This is a genomic window from Streptosporangium minutum (assembly GCF_002149035.1).
In the GTDB taxonomy this organism is placed as follows: domain Bacteria; phylum Actinomycetota; class Actinomycetes; order Streptosporangiales; family Streptosporangiaceae; genus Streptosporangium; species Streptosporangium minutum.
This window is the reverse complement of record NZ_NGFP01000030.1, coordinates 1-17,608: the sequence shown is the minus strand read 5'-3', so window position 1 is coordinate 17,608 and position 17,608 is coordinate 1. Positions and strand designations below refer to the sequence as shown.

Annotated in this window: 14 protein-coding genes and 1 pseudogene; 7 read left to right on the top strand and 8 right to left on the bottom strand. The window is 70.8% G+C overall.

Annotation, left to right across the window (positions count from 1 at the left end; all coding sequences use genetic code 11):
* Window positions 1-7: 7 nt before the first annotated feature.
* Window positions 8-514, top strand: coding sequence for an SRPBCC family protein (locus CA984_RS09395; protein ID WP_086570313.1), 507 nt, complete (start codon window positions 8-10; stop codon window positions 512-514).
* A gap of 119 nt (window positions 515-633) precedes the next feature.
* Here CA984_RS09395 and CA984_RS09390 read toward each other — a convergent pair whose 3' ends face one another.
* The 3 genes from CA984_RS09390 to CA984_RS09380 form a co-directional block, all read right to left on the bottom strand.
* Complete coding sequence (locus CA984_RS09390) at window positions 634-1,203, bottom strand: dihydrofolate reductase family protein (RefSeq protein WP_086570311.1); 570 nt, start codon at window positions 1,201-1,203, stop codon at window positions 634-636.
* 210 nt (window positions 1,204-1,413) lie between these two features.
* Window positions 1,414-2,526, bottom strand: a complete 1,113-nt coding sequence (locus tag CA984_RS09385) for a sensor histidine kinase (RefSeq protein ID WP_086570309.1) — start codon at window positions 2,524-2,526, stop codon at window positions 1,414-1,416.
* Window positions 2,523-3,176 (bottom strand): response regulator transcription factor, encoded by a 654-nt coding sequence (locus CA984_RS09380; RefSeq protein WP_086570307.1) that lies wholly within the window; start codon window positions 3,174-3,176, stop codon window positions 2,523-2,525. The genes CA984_RS09385 and CA984_RS09380 overlap by 4 nt, the downstream gene beginning before the upstream one ends.
* Window positions 3,177-3,263: 87 nt before the next feature.
* Here CA984_RS09380 and CA984_RS09375 point away from each other — a divergent pair, with 87 nt between their 5' ends.
* From CA984_RS09375 to CA984_RS09365, 3 genes are all read left to right on the top strand, one after another.
* On the top strand, window positions 3,264-4,634 hold the full coding sequence (locus tag CA984_RS09375) for a S41 family peptidase (protein ID WP_086570305.1): 1,371 nt from the start codon (window positions 3,264-3,266) through the stop codon (window positions 4,632-4,634).
* Window positions 4,635-4,814: 180 nt separating this feature from the next.
* Entirely contained in the window at window positions 4,815-5,093 is a 279-nt protein-coding gene (locus CA984_RS09370; RefSeq protein ID WP_086570303.1) for a hypothetical protein, read from the top strand.
* A 191-nt stretch (window positions 5,094-5,284) separates the two neighbouring features.
* A complete protein-coding gene (locus CA984_RS09365; RefSeq protein WP_086570301.1) occupies window positions 5,285-8,338 on the top strand; it encodes an AfsR/SARP family transcriptional regulator in 3,054 nt (1,017 codons plus the stop codon).
* Here CA984_RS09365 and CA984_RS09360 read toward each other — a convergent pair.
* Window positions 8,302-8,778, bottom strand: a complete 477-nt coding sequence (locus CA984_RS09360; RefSeq protein ID WP_086570297.1) for an SRPBCC family protein — start codon at window positions 8,776-8,778, stop codon at window positions 8,302-8,304. The two genes, CA984_RS09365 and CA984_RS09360, sit on opposite strands and share 37 nt — an antisense overlap.
* A 333-nt stretch (window positions 8,779-9,111) precedes the next feature.
* Between CA984_RS09360 and CA984_RS09355 the strand changes: the two genes are divergently transcribed.
* A complete protein-coding gene (locus tag CA984_RS09355) occupies window positions 9,112-10,341 on the top strand; it encodes a lipase family protein (protein WP_086570295.1) in 1,230 nt (409 codons plus the stop codon).
* A 121-nt stretch (window positions 10,342-10,462) separates the two neighbouring features.
* On the opposite strand, the pseudogene CA984_RS09350 reads toward CA984_RS09355, so the two are convergent.
* Window positions 10,463-10,576 (bottom strand): annotated as a pseudogene (locus CA984_RS09350) (mycothiol transferase); the annotation flags it as partial.
* Between the two features lie 121 nt (window positions 10,577-10,697).
* Window positions 10,698-11,084, bottom strand: a complete 387-nt coding sequence (locus CA984_RS09345) for a glutaredoxin domain-containing protein (protein ID WP_086570294.1) — start codon at window positions 11,082-11,084, stop codon at window positions 10,698-10,700.
* A 428-nt stretch (window positions 11,085-11,512) separates the two neighbouring features.
* On the opposite strand from CA984_RS09345, the gene CA984_RS09340 reads away from it, so the two are divergent.
* Window positions 11,513-12,976, top strand: a complete 1,464-nt coding sequence (locus CA984_RS09340; protein WP_086570291.1) for a multicopper oxidase family protein — start codon at window positions 11,513-11,515, stop codon at window positions 12,974-12,976.
* A gap of 616 nt (window positions 12,977-13,592) precedes the next feature.
* On the opposite strand, the gene CA984_RS09335 is transcribed toward CA984_RS09340, so the two are convergent.
* Window positions 13,593-15,791 (bottom strand): molybdopterin-dependent oxidoreductase, encoded by a 2,199-nt coding sequence (locus tag CA984_RS09335; protein ID WP_086570289.1) that lies wholly within the window; start codon window positions 15,789-15,791, stop codon window positions 13,593-13,595.
* Window positions 15,792-16,251: 460 nt separating this feature from the next.
* Here CA984_RS09335 and CA984_RS09330 point away from each other — a divergent pair, with 460 nt between their 5' ends.
* The gene (locus CA984_RS09330) at window positions 16,252-16,635 is read left to right on the top strand and encodes a VOC family protein (RefSeq protein ID WP_086570368.1); all 384 of its coding nucleotides are present in this window, start codon (window positions 16,252-16,254) and stop codon (window positions 16,633-16,635) included.
* Between the two features lie 191 nt (window positions 16,636-16,826).
* Here CA984_RS09330 and CA984_RS45340 read toward each other — a convergent pair whose 3' ends face one another.
* Complete coding sequence (locus CA984_RS45340) at window positions 16,827-17,375, bottom strand: hypothetical protein (protein ID WP_133061583.1); 549 nt, start codon at window positions 17,373-17,375, stop codon at window positions 16,827-16,829.
* Window positions 17,376-17,608: the final 233 nt, after the last annotated feature.

Sequence of the window (17,608 nt, the reverse complement as noted above, 5' to 3'; positions counted from 1 at the left end):
AGCAATCATGAACAAGCTGTTCTACCGCGGCCCCTCCCTCGCGACCCTGCACACCGACTACGCGGTCCGGCACCGGATCGACACCGAGGCCCCCGTGACCTCCGAGTCCAGCGTCGTCGTCGACGCCACCCCCGCCCAGGTCTGGGAGGTGATGGCCGACCTCCGGAACTGGCCCGCCTGGGCGCCGGGCTACGAGGTCCTGGAACTCGGCGAGATGGCGCCCGGCGCCGCGTTCCGCTGGCGGCTCGGCGGAGTCAGGATCACATCGAGGTTCGCGGTCGTCGCCCCCGGACGGGAGCTCACCTGGAGCGGCGTGGTCTTCGGTTACAAGGCCGTCGACCAGCAGGTGCTGGAACCCCTCCCCGGCGGCCGGACCCGGGTGACCATGCGGGAGTCCCTCGCGGGCCCGCTCGTCTCCCTCTTCTTCGGCGTCGACAAGCTCCGCGCCGGCCACGACCGCTACCTGGCCGCCCTCGCGACCGAGCTGACCAGGCGGTCCGCGGCACACCGCTGAACGACGGCACGACACTCACCCCACGAGACGGGTCAGCGGCAAGAGGCGGTCGTAGGCGAGGGACGGGCCCGTGCGCCGGTTGGGAATCACCCTCAGTACGGTGGCACGCCGATTGGGGATCATCCCTCCGCGGCGGCACGCCGGTGCCGGAGCAGCACGACCTGGGAGTCGAACGTCCGCGACTCGACGAGTTCGAGGCCGGCCCGGTGGCTCTGCTTCTGGAAGACCGGCTTCCCGCCGCCCAGGATCACCGGATGGACGAAGATCTGGTACTCGTCGATCACCCCGTGCTCGGTGAGGTGGGCGGCCAGCGCGGACCCGCCGAACAGCAGCAGCGTGGCACCGGACTCCTTGAGCGCGGTCAGCTCCTCGACGACGTTCTCGCCGATCACGCGGGTGTTCCACTCGGCCTTCTCCAGCGTGCGGGAGACCACGACCTTGGACGCCTCGCGCCAGATCGGGGCGAACGCCAGATCGTGCTCGTGTGTCGAGTGCTGCTCGGCCCGCGGCCAGTAGCTCGACATCATGTCCCACACCACGCGCCCGTAGAGGAAAACCTTGTCACCGCCGCTCAGCTCCTGCGAGTAGGCGGAGAGTTCCGGCCCCATCCGGGGCCAGTCGAACTCGCCGTCCGGGCCCTCGATGAAACCGTCGAGGGACTGGTGCACGAAGTGGATGAGCCTGCCCATGATGGCGTCCCGTCTCTGTGGATCTCCCGCGCCCTCGTGGCGCGCTCTCACCCGGGAGTCGGAGCCGTCTCCGGGTCCTCGACATCCGGCGACGGCTTTCCTCGAAATTATTTTGAATCCTCCAGAACCGGAACCGGAACCGGAACCGGCGCCGCCGTACGGCCGGGCGCCCGGCTGCCGGAGCGGTGAGGCCCCGCGCCGGGTGGGGCCCTATCCGGCCTGCCGGCGTTCATCCCGGTCAGGCCCCCGGTCCCGATGTCCCGCGAAAGCCACGACGAGTTCCAGCCCGCCCCCCGGGTTGGGGCTCGCCCGTACCTCGGCCCCGTGCGCCTTCGCGATCGACGCGACGATCGACAGCCCGAGCCCGGCGCCCTGCTCACGGGTCGTGTGCAGTCGCCGGAAGGGCTCGAAGAGATCGCCGAAACGTTCCTCCGGCACTTCCGGGCCGGTGTTGCGGACGGTCAGGACTCCGCGTGAGAGCGTTGTCTCAACGGTTCCGCCGGAATGGTTGTAGCGGATCGCGTTGTCGACGAGGTTGGTGACGAGCCGGTTGAGCAGGACCGGATCCCCGTAGACGACGAACGGTTCGGTCCGTGTCGTCACGGTGACGTCGCCCGAGCCTCCCTCGGCCAGGACGAGCCGTACCACCTGGTCCAGGGCCACCGGCCTCCTCTTGTCCAGGCCGTGTTCCGCCTGGGCCAGGACCAGCAGGGCGTCGATGAGGTTCTCCGTGCGGTGGTTGTGGAACAGGAGCTTGTCGCGGATCTCGCCGACGTCCTCGGGGAGGCCGATCTCGATCGCCGCCCGCTGGACGGCCAGCGGGGTCCGCAACTCGTGGGACGCGTTCGCGATGAAACGCCGCTGCCCCTCGACGGAGCGTTCGAGCCGGTCGAGCATCGCGTCGAACGTGTCGGCCAGCTCCTTCAGCTCGTCCTTCGGCCCGGCGAGTGCGATCCGTTCGTGCAGGTTCGACACCGACAGCCGCCGGGCGGTGGCGGTGATCCGGTGGACGGGCCGCAGGATCCGCCCGGCGACCAGCCATCCGACGACCACCGACACCAGCGCCAGGATTCCCACCGTCAGCGAGGTCACCCCCCACTGGTAGCCGACCACGTCGTCCACCAGCGCGGGCAGCGGCGCCAGCCGGTCGACCGGCATCCCCCGCACCGGCGCCACCGGCGCCACCGGCGTCGCGGAGAGCCGCTCGATCCGCGCGTGCAGCGCCTGGCGCAGCAGCAGGTTGACCGTGACCAGCAGCACGACCGAGGTCAGCAGGAACAGCCCGGAGTAGATCAGCGTGAGCCGTACCCGGACCGTCGTCACAGCAGGTATCCCGCGCCGGGAATCGTCTGGATGCACGGCGGTGCGCCCAGCTTCGCCCGTAGGCGGCTGACCACGACCCGCACCACCGTCGTGAACGGGTCGGTGTTCTCGTCCCACGCCTCCTCGAGCAGCCGTTCGGAGCTCACGACCGCGCCGTCCGCCCTCATCAGCACCTCAAGGACGGCGAACTCCTTGAGCGACAGGTGCAGGTGCCGCCCGTCCCGCGACGCCTGCAGCCGGTGCGTGTCGACCACGATCCCGTGCCGCGCCAGCACCGGCGGCACCTGCGACGGGCTGCGCCGCCCCAGCGCCCGCACCCGTGCGACCAGCTCGGCGTAGTCGAACGGCTTGGGCAGGTAGTCGTCGGCCCCCATCCCGAGACCCGCGACCCGCTCCGGCACCGACGCCGCCGCCGTCATCATCAGGATCCGCGTACGACTGCCGCGCGCCACCAGCTCGCGGCACACGAGGTCGCCGTGCATCCCGGGCAGGTCCCGGTCCAGCACGAGAACGTCGTAGTCGTGCACCGCCAGCCGCTCCGCCGCGGCGGCTCCGTCGTACACCACGTCGACGGCCATGGCGTGGCGGCGCAGTCCCATCGCCACGAGATCGGCCAGGTCGCGTTCGTCTTCGGCCACCAGAACCCGCATACCGACTTCGTACCCGAACCGGGGTAACAGCGGCGTTAACGGTTCCGTTCACGGCCGGACAACCCGCTTCCGGCCACGCTGGCTGCCATGATCAAAACTCTCTGCACCGCCGTCCTGGTGACGGTCTGCTCCATGTCCGCGTCCGCGTCCGCAGCCACGTCGGTCCCGACGCCCCAGCCGAAGACGGCGTCCGCGCCGGCCGCCACCGCGGGCGAAGGGTGCGCCGTCATCACGGCGCCACCGCCGGAATCGGCGCCCCCGACCTCGGTGAACACGCTCCGGCAGGCGTACTTCTGCGTGCTGGACAACTACTACAGCGGCCCGGACATGGATTCGACGGCGCTGCTGAAGAGCGCCTTCGCCGCCTACACCCGGGACCTGATGCGGCACGGCGCCGACCGGGCCGACCTCCGGCTGCCCGCCCTCACCGGGAACCGCGACACCGACTGGGCCGCCTTCGCGAAGGTCCTCGGCGCCGGCGACCCCGCCGCGCTGCGCGCCGCGATCACCGGCATGGTCGCCGGACTGCACGACAACCACGCCCGCTGGCACAGGCCGGCCCCGCCGGGGGAGGGCGGGCCGACCGGAACGGGCATCGTGGGCGCGTCGGCCATGCAGGGCCCGCAGCTCGACCCGGCGGCCCGGCCGCCGCTGTTCATCACCCGCGTCCTGCCCGGCAGCCCCGCCGCCAAGGCCGACATCAGGCCCGGCGACATCGTCGTCAAGGTCAACGGCGTGCCGGCGTTCGTCGGGGACACCGTGAACCAGGGCCTCCTCGACGCCTTCGCCTCCGACAAGCTACGGCTCACGCTCAAGCGCCCCACGACGGGACGGACCCGCACCGTCGAGCTCAGGGAGGGGCCCATCACGCGGCAGCCTCCGGCGGTGACGTCGAAGACGCTCCCCGGCGGCGTCGCGTACGTCCAGCTGCCCGGATTCTACGAGGGCGCCGCCGACCAGGTCATCGCCAAGCTGCGGGGCGAGCCGGAGGCGGTGGTCCTCGACCTGCGCGGCAACGGCGGCGGATCGCCTCGCGAGGTGACGCGACTGCTCGGCGCGTTCGCGCACGGCAAGATCACCAGCTATTTCTGCCCCCTCAAGGGCGACTGCGTGCCCAACCGGACCGACGACAGTGTCCCGCTGCTCGGCCTGCGCCTGGTCGTCCTCACCGACCGCGGGTGCGCCTCGGCCTGTGAGGACTTCAGCGCGGCCGTCAAGGGCAACGGCCTGGGCACCCTCATCGGGACCCGCACGGCCGGAGCCGTCTCCGGCCCCGCCGAGGGGTACCTCCTCGACGACGGCAGCGTCCTGCTGCTGCCCAAGGTCCGGCACCTCGGCCCCGCCCGCGAGATCATCGACACGATCGGCGTGCCGGTCGACCACTACGCCCCCATGACCGCCCTCGACCTGGCCACCGGGCGCGACCCGGGCGTGGCCAAGGCGCTCGCGGTTCTCTGACCTGACGGGCGGACGGCCGCGGACCTGGCGGGCGGGCCGACCGGCCGGGCCCGACCCGGCGGAACAATCGTGATCATTCCCCCTCCTCAGCCGCCGGCGTGATTATGATCATGGTTCCGGCGAGGGCGGTCCGCCGCCCCCGCCGGAACGGCCGACCTCCCACCCCGAAGGGATACTCATATGTCCACCAAGCTCGCCAGACTGGCCGCGACGTCGTTCGCGGCGCTCGCCCTGGCAACCGCGGGAACCGCGCTGGCGACGCCCGCCGGAGCCGCGACCACCGGCGCCGGCGCGTCGAGCGCCCCGGTCACCGTCGCGTCCTCATGGATCAAGTACGGCGACTACTCCACCCAGGCGAAGTGCAAGGCGAAGGGCGCGGAACTGCGCAGTAAGGGGACATACCTGTCCTACTACTGCGAGTACACCGGCTTTTTCACGCTGATGGTCCTGACCAGGTAATCGGCTGAACACGCGCGGCCCGGAGGGGGTCCCTCCGGGCCGCGCCGGCGTCCGCGAGCCGGGAGGGCCTCCGCGTCCGCGGCGAGAGGTCATGCCGTGACGGAGATGACCGGGGCGGCGACGCCGGCGACGCCGGAGGGTCACCGCGGCGAGCACGGCGAGGGCTAGTTCGTGCCCTTAAAGTCGGTCGTATGCGTTTTGGAGTGCTGGGACCGGTGACTGCCTGGACCGACACGGGACAGGTCGTGACGATCCCCGGCCTGAAGGTGCGCGCGCTGCTCGCCGACCTGCTCGCCCACGAGGGACAGGTGGTGTCCGCCGACCGGCTGATCGACGATCTGTGGGGTGACGAACCGCCCGCCAACCCGGTGGCGGCCCTGCAGGTGCGGGTCTCCCAGCTACGCCGCGCGCTGGAGGCGGCCGAGCCGGGCGGGAAGGACCTGGTGGTCTCGCGCGCTCCCGGCTACGCGCTGCGGGCCGCCCCGGACGCCGTGGACGCCGCCCGCTTCGCGCGGCTGGTGCGCGAGAAGGAGCCGGCCGAGGCGCTGGCGTTGTGGCGGGGGACCCCGTACGCGGATTTCGCCGACCTCGCGTTCCTGCGGCCGGTGGTCGCGCGCCTGGAGGAGGCGCGGCTGGCCGCCGTCGAGGAGCACGCGGAGGTACGGCTGGCGGCCGGGGAGCCCGTCGAGGTGGCCGGACTCGTGGCCGCGCACCCGCTGAGGGAACGGTTGCGGGCCGTACACATGCGGGCGCTGTACCGGGCCGGGCGGCAGAGTGAGGCCCTGGCCTGTTACGCCGAGCTGCGGGAGCGGCTCGCCGACGAGCTGGGGCTCGATCCGTCGCCCGAACTGGCCGAGCTGCACGCGCGGATCCTGCGGCAGGATCCCGCGCTGAGCGGCAGGGCCGAGCGGCCGGCGACGAACGTGCCCGCCGCGGTCGGCGAGCTGATCGGGCGCGGCGAGGCGGTGGCCGAGGTGCGCGCCCTGCTGGAGACGGGCCGGCTGGTCACCCTCACCGGTCCGGGAGGCGTCGGTAAGACGAGCCTGGCGCTGGAGGTGACGCGGCAGGTGACGGGCGCGCATCCCGACGGCGCGTGGCTGGTCGAGCTCGCCTCCCACGACCGGCACACGCCGTCGCTGGCCGAGGCCGTGCTCGTCGCGCTCGACATACGCGAGGACTCCGCGGGCGTCCTGCCGCGGCTGGTCGGCGCGCTGCGCGACCGGCGGATGCTGCTGGTGCTCGACAACTGCGAGCACGTGGTGGACCAGGCCGCCGAGCTGACCGAGGCGCTGCTGCGTTCGGCGCCGGGGCTGCGGATCCTGGCGACCAGCCGCGAGCCGCTGAACGTGGCCGGTGAGTCACTGTGGAGCGTGCCCGCGCTGGAGCTGCCCGACGGGTCCGAACTGCTCACCGTGGCGAAGGCCGACGCCGTACGGCTGTTCATGGCACGGGCGACCGCTTCGGCCCGCGGGTTCACGCTCGACGCCCGGAACGCCGAGGCGGTCGCGCAGCTCTGCCGCAGGCTGGACGGCATCCCGCTGGCGCTGGAACTGGCCGCGACCAGGGTCAGGGCACTCGGCATCCAGGAGCTCGTTGCCAGGCTGGACGACAGGTTCCGGCTGCTGGCGGGCTTCCAGCGCGGGGCTCCGGCGCGCCAGCAGACGCTGATGGCGATGATCGACTGGAGCTGGACGCTGCTCACCGGCTCCGAGCGGGTCGTGCTGCGCCGCCTGGCCGTGCACGCCGACGGCTGCACGCTGGAGGCGGCCGAGGCGGTGTGCGCCGAGGCCGGCGTCGACGTGCTCGACGTGCTGGCGCAGCTGGTCGACCGGTCGCTGGTGGCGGTCGTGGACGGGCCGTCGGGGGTGCGGTACCGGCTCCTGGAGTCGGTGGCGGCCTACTGCCTGAACCGGCTGGACGACGCGGGAGAGAACGCGCGGGTACGGCAGGCGCACGTCGACCACTACACGGCGCTGGCCGTACGGGCGGAGTCGTTCCTCCGGGGGCCCGAGCAGGTGCGCTGGATGCGACGGCTGGACGCCGAGGCCGCGAACCTGCGGGCCGCCCTCGACGCCGCCCCGGCGGCCGACGCCCTGCGGCTGGTGAACGCGCTGGCGTGGTACTGGTTCCTCCGCGGACGGCTCGGCGAGGGGCTGCGCTCGCTGGAGTCCGCGCTGGCCGTCGAGCCCGACGCGTTAACCGCCGACCGGGCGCGGGCGCGGGCCTGGCACGCGGGGTTCGCCCTGCTGCTCGGACAGGACGTCGACTGGAAGCCTGCCCTGGACCTCGCCGAGCCGGGCGAACGGGCCAGGGCGGAGCTGTTCGTCGGGCTGTGCACGAACGACCTGGCGTCCTCACAGGCGCTGGTCGACAGCGCGCTCGCGGCCTTCTCCGAGACCGGCGACCGCTGGGGCGTGGCGGTGGCCCTGAGCAGGCACGCCCGCGACGCCTTCACCCGGCGCGACCTGGAGGCTCTGGAACGCGACGGCGGCGAGAGCGCCAAGGTGTTCCAGGAGCTGGGGGACCAGTGGGGCCGGCTGCAGGCCACCGAGTGGCTCGCCGGGCTGGCCGAGATCCGCGGCGACTACGGGCGGGCCACCGCGCTGTTCGCCGAAGGCCTGCGGATGGCCGAGGAGCTCGGACTGTGGCCGGAGGCCATGCGGCGGCTGTCGTGGCTGGGCTGGATCGCCATGAACACCGGCGACTACGAGCGGGCCATGGAACAGTGCGGGCAGGCGCTGCGCCTGGCCACCGGGCAGGGCTACCGGGAGGGACAGATCTTCGCCGAGATGGGGTACTGCTACGCCGCCCGCCGGGCCGGCCTGCTGGAGCTGGCCGAGACGCACCTCGGCCGCCTGCTCGACGGCGTCCCACGCGACGGCGAGCCCCCGCTGTTCCTGCCCAGCGTCCTGGCCGAGCTGGGCTTCGTCCACAGGTCGCGTGGTGACGCCGAGGGGGCGCGCGAGCTGTTCCTGGAGGCGTTCGCCGCCGCCCGGAAGGTCGGCGACCCCCGCACGACGGCGTTCACCGTCGAGGGTCTGGCCGCTGTCTCGGCGCCCGGGGAGTCCGCCCGGATGCTCGGTCTGGCCGCCGAGGCCAGGCGGGCACACCGCACCCCGGCCTCCCGCTGGGAGGAGGACGAGGTGCGGCGGATCACCGCCGGGGCCGTGGACGCGCTGGGCGAGGAGGCGTTCGCCGTCGCCTACGCTCACGGCCGCGCGCTGACCTTCGACGACGTGGCCTGAACCGCCAGGTGCTCGTCCAGCCGGTCGAAGAACTCCAGCCAGCCGGCCCTGGCCTGCTCGGCGTGCTCGGCGTCGGTGTTGACCCCGGACTGGTGGAAACGCATCGTCGTACCGCCCTCGCGCTCCTCCAGCATGAGGGTCGCCACCGAGGCGGGCCCGTCGCCGGGGTCGTCCGGGTCGCCGGTGGTGAAGACCAGCCGTCCCGGTCCGGCGACCTCGCGGTAGACACCCCGCAGCGTGACCTCGAAACCCTCCTCGCCGACCAGCGTGGCCTGCCAGGCCCCGCCCGGGCGGACGTCCAGCACGACCCGGTCGGCCGGGGTGGTGAAGACGCGCGGGCCGAACCAGCGGGCGAAGCGCTCCGGCTGGGTCCAGGCGGCGTACACCTGCTCGCGCCGCGCGGCGAAGTCACGGACGATCTCGTACTCGGCGGTCTTCATCTGGTTTCCCCTCGGGGTTCCGCGGATCGCTTCCGACGAGATCCACAGTGCCGGACGCCTCTTACGATCCCCTTCCGACGCCCTTACCGGGCTCTGATCGGTGGTGCTCAGCGGGCATGTGAATGTCTGGCACTTCCGGTGCTTTCACGGCGGTTACCACCGGGCCTCCAGGCCGCGGCCGGTGACGGCCACGCTGTCCGTTGCCGGAAGGACCGGGAGACGGCGTCCGCCTCGGCGCGCCCCTGAACGCGCCTGCACCGTCACGGTCCGGTCGTTGATTACTGTATGTAATCAAACAGATGCATTCAGTCGTCAACGCCAAAGAGGATGACCATGAGCGAACAGAACGAACAGCAGATCGCGGCAGCCTTCCGGGCCGCGCCGCCCATCATTCTGGCTCCCGGCCCCCAGGAGCCCCCCACCCAGCTCCCACCGCCGCCCAGCGACGTGTGGGACCTGCCCGGCGGCACCGCCTGGGTGTACCACGGCGAGGGCAACAGCGGCCTGACCCGGCCCGTCATCATGGCGGACGGCTTCAACACGGGGCCCAGCAACCCTGACTTCTCCTGGAACGCCCTGGAGTTCGGCGCGTACCCGCTCCTCAGCGAGCTGCGCCGGCGCGGCAGGGACGTCGTCCTCCTCGGTTTCACCGAACGCAGCGCGTCGATCATGGACAACTCGGAGACCGCCGCCGCGGCGGTGCACGAGGCGATCGCGCGGCGGCAGGGCGACCATCCGCTCGCGGTCGGCGGCTTCAGCATGGGCGGCCTGGTCACCCGGCACGCCCTCGCCAAGCTGGAGACCATGAGGATGGACCACCAGACGGCGCTGTACTGGTCCTACGACAGCCCGCACCGCGGGGCCTGGATCCCCATCGCCCTCCAGGCGTTCGCGCACTACATCCGCGCGCTCGACAGCCGGTTCTCGGACCAGATGAACAGCCCGGCCTCCCGCCAGCTGCTGTCGCAGCACATCGCGGAGTGGCGCGACTCACCCGGCGTCGACAAGGAGCGGACCGAGTTCCTCACCGAGCTGGACCGCGTCGGCGGCTGGCCGCGCGTACCCCGGCTGATCGGCGTCGCCAACGGCGTCGGTTCGGGCGCCGGCAACGGCGTGAAGCCCGGCCTGAGCGCCCTGAAGGGCAAGGGCCTGGCCATCACCGGCACCGACCTGCGCACCCAGCCGACGGGCAGCGACTCGCTGGTCGCCAAGCTGCGGGTCGTGACCCTGCAGCGGCCGGAGATCCACGCTCCGGGCCTCCCCGACATCGACGGCGCCCCCGGCGGCACGCTGGAGGGCTTCGGAATCCTCGCCGACGCGCTCAACGAGCTCGCCCACCTCGGCTTCGGCGTCGAGGTCCCGATCCGCTCGCACTGCTTCGTCCCGGCGGTCAGCGCCGTCGCCATCAGGGACATCGACTCCCACGACGATCTGTACGTCGACATCGACAGCCTCTCGCCCGACGACAGCGAGCTGGACGAGTTCAAGCTCGCGTCCGAGAACGAGGGGCACACCAGGATCACCGAAGAGCTCTGCTCCTGGATCCTCGACCGGCTCCCGTAGCCCGGCGGCTCACAGGCGTCACAGGGCGGCTCCCCGGGAACGGGGGGCCGCCCTGTTGATCCAGACGGGGCTCCCCCGGATGAGCAGGGAGCCGAGATCCTCGGCACCGCCGTCCCCGAGGTCAGTCCCGGAGATAGTCGCCGGTCGCCCCGTCGAGGAGCTCTCGCACGATGTCCATGTGGCCGGCGTGCCGGGCGGTCTCCTCGATCATGTGAATGAGCACCCAGCGCATCGTCGCCGTCGCGGACATCCGTCCGTCCCGAAGGGCGAAGCAGACATACCGATGGGCGCGCACCCGACGATCACACGCGGGCACCACCTGATCATCGACGCCGCGGGACGTCACGCCGGCTCTGTCAGTCACGCTCTCCGGCGGCTCTCCCGGCGCCGGGCGTCAGGTGGGGGGCGTGCGTCCTGACCGCTTCAAGCAGGCGGCCCTTCGAGGGGTTCACCATCGCCTTTCCGGCCACGGTCACGGTCGGTACGGTCTCGTTCCCGTCCGCGACCGAGCGGACGAACGCCGCCGCCTCGGGATCTCCCCAGATGTTGACCTCGCTGTAGCGCAGCCGTGTGAAGCGCAGGCGCGTGCGCAGCTTCATGCAGTATTTGCAACCGGGACGCCAGTAGACGACCACGCCCTTGTGGTCCGCGTCCCTGTACGACGCCTTCCGGTCCCAGCGGGGCAGGTTCGTGATGACCAGCAACACGGACGCGATGACGAGGACAAGGAGTGTGGGAGACATAAGGGAAGTATCCCAAACATGGACAAGGCTCCCTCGCAAGACAGGGTAGTCATCAAACCGCCTATTTCCCGACACGCGTGATCTCGCCGGCGGCGGCCGTGACGGTCAGTCCGAGGATCCGCCGGCGCAGTCGGTCTGCCGGTGCCGGCAGCGGGTCGGCGGCGAGCAGCCGGTCGCGCCGGCCGGCCGCATTGACTTCGAACTCCTGAATAGCCTGCGAACCAGTCGAGCACGGCGGAAAATGTAAATAGCAATACGGAAGAAGACGCCAGAAAACGCCAATGCGAAGATCAGTCTGGCGGTCAACCAGTTAACGGGGTAAATCGGGTCAGATCGCGACGAAAGGCCGTATGGCCTTAAAACGGACGCGGATTACCGGTCCGGACGTCACAGGGTTCAGTCGATGCGACGCAGCGATAGGGGAACTGATGCTGACCAGACGGAACATGCTGGCCGTGGGCGCTCTGACGCTTGGCGGTGCGGTGGGCGTTAAAGGACTGCTCCTCGACGACCGCAGCGCTTTCTCAGCCGTGCCCGGCCTCCGCCCGCACGAGCACGGCATCCAGCCGGCACGGGTCGGAGCGGCGCTGACCGCCACGCCGTTCGCCGTGCGGATGCCCATACCCCCGGTGCTGAGGCCGACGGTGTCGACCAACGACGTCGACATCTACCGGATCGACATACGGCACACGAACCTCGAGGTCCTCCCCGGCGTCAGCACCCCGACCTTCACCTACGGCAACCAGTTGGTGGGCCCCACCATCCGGGCCAAGACCGGGCGCCGAGTGATGATCAGATACAACAACCTTCTCAACCGGCCGACGAACGTGCACCTGCACGGCGGCCACGTCGAGGCGGACAACGACGGCCATCCGATGGAGCTCATCCAGCCCGGGCAGGCGCGGTGGTACAACTACCCGAACAGGCAGCAGGGCGCGACACTCTGGTACCACGACCACAGCCATCACACCGAGGCGGAGAACGTCTACCGCGGCCTGCACGGCTTCTATCTGATCGACGACGACAGCGAGAGGAACCTCCGGCTGCCCCGGGGGGAGTACGACGTACCGATCATGATCCGTGACGCCCTTTTCGACGCGGACGGCGCCATGCTTTTCGGCGGAAACCCAGCCGAACGCAACGTCATCCTCGCCAACGGCAAACCCCAGCCGTATTTCCCGGTCGCCGCGCGCAAATACCGTTTCCGGCTGCTCAACGGCGCCACCGAGCGGACCTTCAACCTGAGCCTCGGCGGTGAGGAGATGACGCAGATCGCCTCCGACGGCGGCCTGCTGCCCGCGCCGGTGTCCCGGACCGCGATCCGGCTCAGCTCGGCCGAGCGGGTGGAGATCGTGGTGGACTTCTCGCGCTACCCGGTCGGCACGCAGCTGGTCCTCTCCGACGGGGCCACGCCGGTGCTCCGGTTCGACGTCGTCCGGCAGGCGTCGGACTTCAGCCAGGTGCCCGACCTGCTCCGCGCGCTCCCCGTTCTCCCGGCCGCGACGGTCAACCGCAACGTGACGCTGAGCTTCGACATCGCGGCCTTCCCCCCCGTGGGCCTGGTCGACGGCAAGACGTACGACCCGAACCGGGCCGACCTCCAGGTCAAACGGGGCAGCACGGAGATCTGGACGATCACCAACGGCGACGGCCAGTTCGGATTCCCCCACAACTTCCACATGCACCTCGTGCAGTTCCAGGTGCTGGACCGCGACGGTCAGCCGCCCTCGCTGGACGACGCGGGGCGCAAGGACACCGTGCTCATCCCGGCAGGCACCTCCGTACGGGTGAAGGCGACCTTCACCGATTACCTCGGACGGTACGTCTACCACTGCCACTTCCTGGAGCACTCCTCGCTCGGGATGATGGCGCAGATGGAGATCATCCCCTGACGTTCGACGGCGCGTTCCCCCTGCCGTCTCTCCGGTGAGCACCGCTTCCCGGAAAGCACCGCGGTCTCCGCGGTGGCAGGACTGTCGAGGAGGGCGGCGGAAGCCCCTGCGGGCAGCGATCCCGCAGCGGCTTCCGCCGCTTTCGCCATTTCCACTCGCTTCCAGCCCGCCCCGGATGGTTCCGGACGGTTCGGGATGGTTCGGGACGGTTTGGGATGGCTTCCGGACGGTGCGGGATCGCACCAGATGGTTGCAGATGGTTCCGGGCAGTTGCAGGCTGCTCCGGCGGCTTCCATCCGTCTCCGCCCACCTCCACGCGCGTTCACCCGTTGACGCCGTCACCCGCTCTCACCGGACACCGGTAGGGCGTCCGGCAGCCGGGCATCGTACGGCGGCCGCGTCGTGGGAGATGCCGTCACTCGCTCCACAGGAGAAGGTCCAGGTCAACCGGTAGGACCGGGACCTGGACCTCGGACTTGCCCTGGATCGCCAGCCGGCCCGCCGTACCGGCCGGCACCGATCCGCTCGCCGGCCGCTTCCGTGACGAGCCTGTCCGCACCCACGACTGCGTCCCGACAGGTCATCACGGCTCTGGCGCCGTCGTGGCCGCCGGGCGTCAGGCCGACGCCGAGGACAGCTCTCCCGCCTCACAAGGGCTGAGCGTGACCGGAACCCCGTTGAACACGGCGTTTCCGGAGAGGGCGTCGACCACCGACTCGTCGGTCAGCGTATTGGCGTTGACCCCGGCGTGCTCCGCCGCGACCCGCTGCGCGCTCCCGGAGTGTCCCCAGCCGTGGGGCAGGCTCACCACCCCCGGCATGATCGTGTCGGTCGGCTCCAGCGGCACGGTCAGCTCGCCCGCGGCCGAGCGGATCACGGCGTGCCCGCCGAGCCCGAGCCTGGTCACGTCGTCGGGGTTGATCTGCAGCGTGCACCGGTTGCTCCCGCCCACCAGCGGCCCCACGTTGTGCAGCCAGCTGTTGTTGGAACGCAGCTGGCGGCGCCCGATCAGCACCATCTCCGCGGGCCGTACGGCCAGCCGCCCGCGCAGCCGTCCGACGTCCTCAGCCAGCGGCTGCGGGGCCAGCTCCACCCGGCCCGAGGTCGTGCACAGCAACTCCTCAAGCCGCGGCTCCAGCGCGCCCAGGTCGACGCCGTGCGGGTTGGCCCGCAGGTCGGCCAGCGACAGGCCGTAGGGGCCGAGCCTGAGCATGGCGTCCAGCATCAGCTCGGGCCCGCTGTCGCCGTCCAGCCCGGCGCGCAGCTCCGCCACTTCCTTGCCCTCGAACGGTGAGCCCGGAATCTCGGTGGCCCCGCGGAGCACCTGGTCGAGGATCATCTCGTCGAGCATGGCCGGATCAGCGTCCGCCCCCTGGCCGGAGACGATCATCGTCAGCCGCGCCAGGATCTCGGCCTCCGACTGCTGTCCCGGCTCCAGCGGCAGGATCGGCGGGGAGAACCGGGCGTAGTTGCGCACCGTGACGGTCAGCAGCAGGAAATCGTAGTGCGGCATCTGCAGCATGCGCGGCGGCGGCAGGATGACGTCGGCGTGGCTGGTCGTCTCGTTCAGGTAGGGGTCCACGCAGACCATGAAGTCCAGGTCGCGGAAGGCCCGGTCCAGCCGGGGCCCGTTCGGCGCCGACAGCACCGGGTTGCCCGCCACCGTGATCAACGCCCTGACCTGCCCCTCGCCCGGGGTCTCGATCTCGTCAGCGAGGGTGGCCACCGGCAGCTCGCCGAGCGCCTCCGGCAGCTCGCGGACGCGGCTGTGCCAGTTTCCCGCCGTGTACGGCTGCCCCGTGCGGAAAAGCTCGACGGCGGCGGTCCTGGTGAACATGACCCCGCCGGGGCGGTCGAAGTTGCCGGTCAGGATGTTGACCACGTCGACCAGCCACTGCGCGACGGTGCCGAACTCGGCGGTACAGGTGCCGATGCGGGAGTAGACGGCGGCCGTGGGGGCGGCGGCCAGCTCGCGCGCCAGCCGTACGATCTCCCCGGCCGGCACCCCGCACACCCGCGCCGTGGCCTGGGGGGTGAACTCCTCCGCCAGCCGCCGGAGCTCCTCCAGGCCGTTCACCTCGATATCGATCTCCGTGAGATCCTCGGCGAGGAGGGTGTGCACGATGCCGAGCAGCAGGTAGGCGTCGGTGCCGGGCCGTACGAACAGGTGCTCGTCGGCGAAGGCCGCGGTCCTGGTGCGGCGCGGGTCGACGACCACGAGCTTGCCGCCTCGCGCGCGCAGGGCCTTGAGGCGGCCGGGGAAGTCAGGGGCGGCGCAGAGCGAGCCGTTGGACTCCACCGGGTTGGCCCCGAGGATCAGCAGGTAGTCGGTGCGGTCCAGGTCGGGCACCGCGATGGCCATCGGGTCGCCGAGCATGAGACCGCCGGCCACCTGCTTCGGTATCTGGTCGATGGTGCTGGCGGAGAAGACGTTGCGGGTGCCGAGTGACTGGGTGAGCGGTACCCGGTACATGAAGCCGGCCATGGTGTGAAAGGTCGGATTGCCGAAGTAGACGGCCAGGGCCTGGCGGCCGTAGGTGTCGATGACGTTCTTCAGCCCCTGGTCGACGGCCTGGAAGGCCTCCTCCCAGGTGGCCTCGCGCCACTCGCCGCCCTTGCGGATCATCGGGACGCGCAGCCGGTCGGGGTCCTCGTCGATGCGCCCCAGGCTCGCACCCTTGGGGCAGACGAACCCCTTGGAGAACGGGTCGTCCGGGTCCCCCTTGACCGACGTGACACGTCCGGCACCGTCGAGCGTGAGCCGCAGGCCGCAGACGGCATCGCAGATAGGACAGGTCCGGTGTGCGGTTCGCATCGGCGCTCCTGAGTTCGTCGAGAACTCATCATGGCCCGCACCGGGGGCGGTGGGATCTTCCAGATTGCTGTGCTGCGGACCCTCTGTCCCGGCGGACGGGTCAGCCGGGGAATCCGTGGGGCGGAACGCCGCCGGGGGCCGGGTGCCGGGTGCCGGGTGCCGGGTGCCGGGACAGGATGACCCGCGACGGGGGATCCGGCGCGCGGCGAGCACCCCTGGGGTCCGCGTGCCGACGTCCCGGCCGGACCGTTAACCCGTTGGGGTCCGCGTACCGGGGTCCCGGCCGGACCGTTCAACCGTTGGGGTCCGCGTACCGGGGTCCCGGCCGGACCGTTCAACCGTTGGGGTCCGCGTACCGGGGTCCCGGCCGGACCGTTAACCCGTGCCGTTACAGTGACGTAGCCGGTTCTGTGACGCATGATCCGGTCTGCGCAGACCCACCAGCCGGAAGGTGACGTACGTGCCGCACCACAGCAGGATCGACAAGATCGTGATCGATGTGCCGGAGGCGGACCATGACGCGGAAGTGGGGTTCTGGCAGGCCGCGACCGGCCAGACGATGACCCCGTTCGCCCACTACCCGGACTACCACGGCGCCCTGCTCCCCGGTCAGGAGATCGGGCTGCTCACCCAGCGTCTCGGGGAGGGGGAGAGCCGGGTACACCTGGACATCCATACCGACGACCTGGAGGCGGAGGTCGCGCGGCTGGAAGGGCTGGGAGCCAAGCGAGTACGGCAAGCGAACGGCTGGTGGGTCATGCGGGACCCGGCGGGCCTGCTGTTCTGCGTCATACCGGATACCAGTGGCGCGCTGAACGCGGACAACGCGCGGCGCTGGGACTGACTTCCCTCCACCAGGCGGACCCAAGGGCGCCGGCAGACGCGGAGAAGCACCGCCGACGCTTCCAGGAAGTGGCCCCGGGGTGGGGAAGATCTTTCTTCCCCACCCGGACCCCGGCTGTTCTCCGGCCGTCCGTCATCGGCGCGGCGGGAGAACAGCGCTCCCGTCTCTCGCGTTCCGCTCCGCTCCCACGGCTAGCAGACCTGACCGGCCAGCGCGGTCTGCCAGGGGAGTTCGACCGGCCCTCTCGTGCCCACGTTGAAGAGTCGCAGGGGAGAATAGACGATCGTGTCTCCGTCGTCCGACCGCACATGGATCGGCACCGACCATTCTCCCTTCTGAACATCGCCGCAGTCGGTGATCTCGTAACCGAGTTTGAAAGTCACAATCTTTCCGGGCTGGAGCACATAGGGACCGCGAGCCACGGGCGTGAGCAGCTTCAGTCCCGCTCCGCTCCGGCCGATCCCGATAATGGTCGTCGCTTCGGTGCCCTCTCCCCGCACCTGCACCTTGAGGTCGAAGGACCGCCTGGTCCAGTTCCCGCGCAAATTGGAGTGGCTCGAACTGCTCCTTGCCTCCAGCGTGAAAAGGCCGGGCGAGGCCGGGTTGGGCGGCGAGTCCGGCGTCGAGGTTCCGGCTGAGACAGGGGCGGCCGAGCACATTCCGCATATCAGCATGAATGCCAGGCCATAGGCGGTCCTGCGCGCTCCGGGGCGCCGGCCACCGCTCATTTCACAAGTCATGTCACAGATCATTCGCGCCCCGAGCCAAAAACAAACTCATGCCGTGGTCACGCTACCCCTAGACCTTCCGGTCGGAATCCTCGGACCGGGTCGGCCGGCGCCATGGTGAATTGTTATTGCCAACAGTTTTGAAATGAATTCGGCGTGTCGGCTCGTCACGCACCACGACCGCGGGTGAATTCGCCTGCCTCCCGCACTCTCGTCCCGTCATACCGCCCGCACCCTCGTCCCAC

Bases quoted from the DNA above. Each gene is read 5' to 3' on its own strand.
- CA984_RS09395 (WP_086570313.1), top strand. From the start codon at position 8: ATGAACAAGCTGTTCTACCGCGGCCCCTCCCTCGCGACCCTGCACACC.
- CA984_RS09390 (WP_086570311.1), bottom strand. From the start codon at position 1,203: ATGGGCAGGCTCATCCACTTCGTGCACCAGTCCCTCGACGGTTTCATC.
- CA984_RS09380 (WP_086570307.1), bottom strand. From the start codon at position 3,176: ATGCGGGTTCTGGTGGCCGAAGACGAACGCGACCTGGCCGATCTCGTG.
- CA984_RS09375 (WP_086570305.1), top strand. From the start codon at position 3,264: ATGATCAAAACTCTCTGCACCGCCGTCCTGGTGACGGTCTGCTCCATG.
- CA984_RS09370 (WP_086570303.1), top strand. From the start codon at position 4,815: ATGTCCACCAAGCTCGCCAGACTGGCCGCGACGTCGTTCGCGGCGCTC.
- CA984_RS09365 (WP_086570301.1), top strand. From the start codon at position 5,285: ATGCGTTTTGGAGTGCTGGGACCGGTGACTGCCTGGACCGACACGGGA.
- CA984_RS09360 (WP_086570297.1), bottom strand. From the start codon at position 8,778: ATGAAGACCGCCGAGTACGAGATCGTCCGTGACTTCGCCGCGCGGCGC.
- CA984_RS09355 (WP_086570295.1), top strand. From the start codon at position 9,112: ATGAGCGAACAGAACGAACAGCAGATCGCGGCAGCCTTCCGGGCCGCG.
- CA984_RS09345 (WP_086570294.1), bottom strand. From the start codon at position 11,084: ATGTCTCCCACACTCCTTGTCCTCGTCATCGCGTCCGTGTTGCTGGTC.
- CA984_RS09340 (WP_086570291.1), top strand. From the start codon at position 11,513: ATGCTGACCAGACGGAACATGCTGGCCGTGGGCGCTCTGACGCTTGGC.
- CA984_RS09335 (WP_086570289.1), bottom strand. From the start codon at position 15,791: ATGCGAACCGCACACCGGACCTGTCCTATCTGCGATGCCGTCTGCGGC.
- CA984_RS45340 (WP_133061583.1), bottom strand. From the start codon at position 17,375: ATGACTTGTGAAATGAGCGGTGGCCGGCGCCCCGGAGCGCGCAGGACC.